Source organism: Fulvivirga lutimaris (assembly GCF_009711525.1).
Lineage (GTDB): Bacteria > Bacteroidota > Bacteroidia > Cytophagales > Cyclobacteriaceae > Fulvivirga > Fulvivirga lutimaris.
Genome location: NZ_SMLV01000193.1, coordinates 1 through 3,224 on the forward strand (window position 1 = coordinate 1; position 3,224 = coordinate 3,224).

Here is a 3,224-nt window from a genome sequence, read left to right on the forward strand (position 1 = left end):
TTCTACATGCTTATTTACTCTTTAATTTTCGAGAAGGCCAAGGCGGTAACAACCTCAAGCGTTTCCTTAGTTGCAATTAGTTTCGCACAAGCATCACAACCCTGCAGGCGCTAGTTCCGCTTTACGACACCCTAAATCAAAACCTGCAGAACATAGATTTTGGAGGATGTGGCTGGGGTCTTGTCTAACAAGAATCCCTAATAATCTCTACTATACTTCGAGATTAGGCAGCCATGGCGTAATTAGATTCGCCAATTGTGTTTTAGAACTATCTTTCAAGGCTCTCATCCTATGAGCCTGCATGCTTTCCCACGTAATAACTCATCCTGTCAAAACCGGTCGGCCCCATGCTAATTGAATTACAAATATATGCCTAATTAAGTTCGCTAAAAAAGCTGCCCCTAATATAATCTCAAATTGAATCTTCTTTATAGGTTTTCTATTTTCGCACTCATGAACAAACTCATCATAATTCCATTCCTGTTTATCGCGGCTTTTATATTCAGCTTTCAGACTTATTCGCAAATACTGAAAGTAGATAAGGGTGACATTGATGCCGATTCTTCAGGTTATTTTCTCGGTAATATCCGAGCTGATTTCAATATCAATAACAGAAGTACTACAGCCGAAAAAGAAGTGACTTTCAAAGGACTAAAAGTCAGTGCTGACCTAGTTTATGTTTCTAATAAGCACGCATATATTTTAATCAATAACCTAAATTATTTTACCTCCACAGGTGGACCATTGATAAGCACAGGCTACACTCACTTTAGGATAAACCTTTTACGCAAGAAAATATTGAGCTACGAGACCTTTGCCCAAATCCAATATGATGATGGACGAAATATGCCATTGAGAAGGCTCGCAGGTGGTGGAGTTAGATGGGCGCTCGCCAGAGACAAAGATTACAAAATACATATTGGCACAGGTATTATGTACGAATATGAAGAATGGAAGTCTATTGAAGATGGTGCAATCATCACCAAAGAAATTCCTAAAAACTCAAGTTATATCGGTTTTAAAACTGCACTTAACAAGTTCGTAAGATTCAACGGTATTGTTTTTTTTCAAGGAGGACTGGATACTGATTCAAATGTTTTTAGAAGTCGGGTTAGTGGAGATCTTTCACTTTCTGTAGGCCTAACAGACAACCTGTCTTTTGTCACAGAATTTACGGCTCAATACGAGGACAGACCAATAATTAATATCAATAATTGGGTGTACTCACTCACGAACGGACTGAAATGGAATTTCTAAAATATTGAAGGTTATAAAGTATAAATCTTTTCATCATTTAACCCGCAATTAGTAACTTCGACCCGATGGAGAAATTTGTTGTATCGGCAAGAAAATATAGACCAAAAGGTTTTGATGAAGTAGTGGGGCAGCAGCACATTACCACTACTTTAAAAAATGCCATTGACAACAATCAGCTAGCTCAGGCTTTGCTATTCTGTGGTCCCAGAGGTGTAGGTAAAACTACCTGTGCCAGGATTTTGGCTAGGATGATCAACGATTTTGACGAGACCAATGACGGTGCCGCATTAAACATCTTTGAGCTTGATGCTGCCTCCAACAATTCCGTAGATGATATCAGAAACCTGATCGATCAGGTTCGTTATCCTCCTCAATACGGAAAATATAAAGTGTATATTATAGATGAGGTTCACATGCTTTCAACACAGGCCTTCAACGCCTTTTTGAAGACGCTGGAGGAGCCACCATCTTACGCCATATTTATTCTTGCTACAACTGAGAAGCATAAAATCATACCTACCATCCTATCCAGATGTCAGATTTTTGATTTCAATAGGATTCAGGTAAACAACATTGCTGATCATCTGAAGCAAATTGCTGATAGAGAAGGCATCAAATATGAAGAAGAGGCATTACACCTCATTTCTCAAAAAGCCGATGGCGCTTTGCGAGATGCCTTATCCATTTTTGACCTTATAGTTACTTTCTCTTCAGACAGAAATATTACCTATCAATCGACCATCAGTAATCTTCATATCCTTGATTATGAATATTACTTCAAAATGGTTGATAATTTCTTAAATGAAGATTTGAGCAATGCGTTAATCACCTTTGATGAGATTCTGAAACAAGGGTTTGACGGGCATAATTTCATTATTGGCTTGAGCGAACATTTAAGAAATCTTTTAGTTTGTAAAGATAACGCCACGGTGCAGTTGATGGAAGTGCCAGAAACCGCAAAAGCCAAGTATATTGAACAGGCCAACAAGTCTTCAATGTCCTTTTTACTAAGTGCACTTAATGTTGCCAACAAATGTGACCTTGACTATAAAGGAGCCAAAAATCAGCGCCTTCATGTTGAGTTGGCATTAATGAAATTGGCTCATATCAAGGCTGCCGTAAGTATCTCATCATTGGCTGATGGAGAATTAAAAAAAAAAGCTTAGCACAGCCTGACAACTCTTCTACTGCAGAGAGTAAGACACCTGAAGCACCCACAACTGAAACCAAGGAAGAACTAAAGCCTGCTAATCCTGAGCCTGCGCAAAAATCTGAAAGGGTGGAAAATGAGCCTACAGAAGAAGCGCCACAAGTGGCTGCTCCTTCTCCAATAAAGGCACCTTCAAAATTATCCTCTCAAAGGCTTAAGTCAACGACTAAAATACCTAAGATGGACAGCATTCTCGAAAACGCTGCTGCAGAAGAAAAGGCAAAGGCCGAATCGGAAGAACCAGAGGAAAGCTATGGTGAAGATCCGTTCACCGAAGAAAAGCTTAGAGAAATTTGGAATAAGTTTGCCGAAAACACCAAAGCTGAAGGTCGTGACTCAGAATATGCAGTTTTGAAGCAAGAATTTAGATTAGAAAACGATCATACTATCATCATTACATTTACAAACTCGGTAAAGATGATGATTCTGGATAAGTTCAAGTCTGACCTTATAATTCATCTAAAAAGCACATTGAATAACCGTCACATCAAACTAGAGACGCAGCTTAAAGAAGACAACTCAACAAGAGTGCCTTATACCAACAGAGAGAAATTTGACTATCTGGCAGAAAAAAAGCCTATTCTAAAGGAACTTCAGAATAGGCTCGGATTAGATCCGGATTTTTAAATATTATTCTTCTTTTCTTGGCTCACCAAAGTTAAAGGTCAGGCCAATATTGAGCACATTTCTCATTTGAAGTCTTGGGCCAACATTACCATCATCGTCTTCTATCTTTATATCATGATCATAAATGGTC

Annotated in this window: 3 protein-coding genes and 1 other RNA gene; 3 read left to right on the forward strand and 1 reads right to left on the reverse strand. The window is 38.7% G+C overall.

From position 1 onward, the window contains the following. Positions 1-347, reverse strand: a transfer-messenger RNA (tmRNA) gene (ssrA, locus tag E1140_RS01805); the annotation flags it as partial. Between the two features lie 106 nt (positions 348-453). Here ssrA and E1140_RS01810 point away from each other — a divergent pair. The 3 genes from E1140_RS01810 (at position 454) to E1140_RS01820 (ending at position 3,094) form a co-directional block, all read left to right on the forward strand. Next, positions 454-1,257 (forward strand): DUF481 domain-containing protein, encoded by an 804-nt coding sequence (locus tag E1140_RS01810; RefSeq protein WP_155178425.1) that lies wholly within the window; start codon positions 454-456, stop codon positions 1,255-1,257. Between the two features lie 65 nt (positions 1,258-1,322). Then, the gene (gene dnaX / locus E1140_RS01815) at positions 1,323-2,423 is read left to right on the forward strand and encodes a DNA polymerase III subunit gamma/tau (protein ID WP_155178427.1); all 1,101 of its coding nucleotides are present in this window, start codon (positions 1,323-1,325) and stop codon (positions 2,421-2,423) included. A gap of 113 nt (positions 2,424-2,536) precedes the next feature. After that, positions 2,537-3,094, forward strand: coding sequence for a hypothetical protein (locus tag E1140_RS01820; RefSeq protein ID WP_155178429.1), 558 nt, complete (start codon positions 2,537-2,539; stop codon positions 3,092-3,094). Positions 3,095-3,224: the final 130 nt, after the last annotated feature.

Excerpts from the sequence above, each read along its gene's own strand:
- E1140_RS01810 (WP_155178425.1), top strand. The coding sequence starts at position 454 with ATGAACAAACTCATCATAATTCCATTCCTGTTTATCGCGGCTTTTATA.
- dnaX (WP_155178427.1), top strand. The coding sequence starts at position 1,323 with ATGGAGAAATTTGTTGTATCGGCAAGAAAATATAGACCAAAAGGTTTT.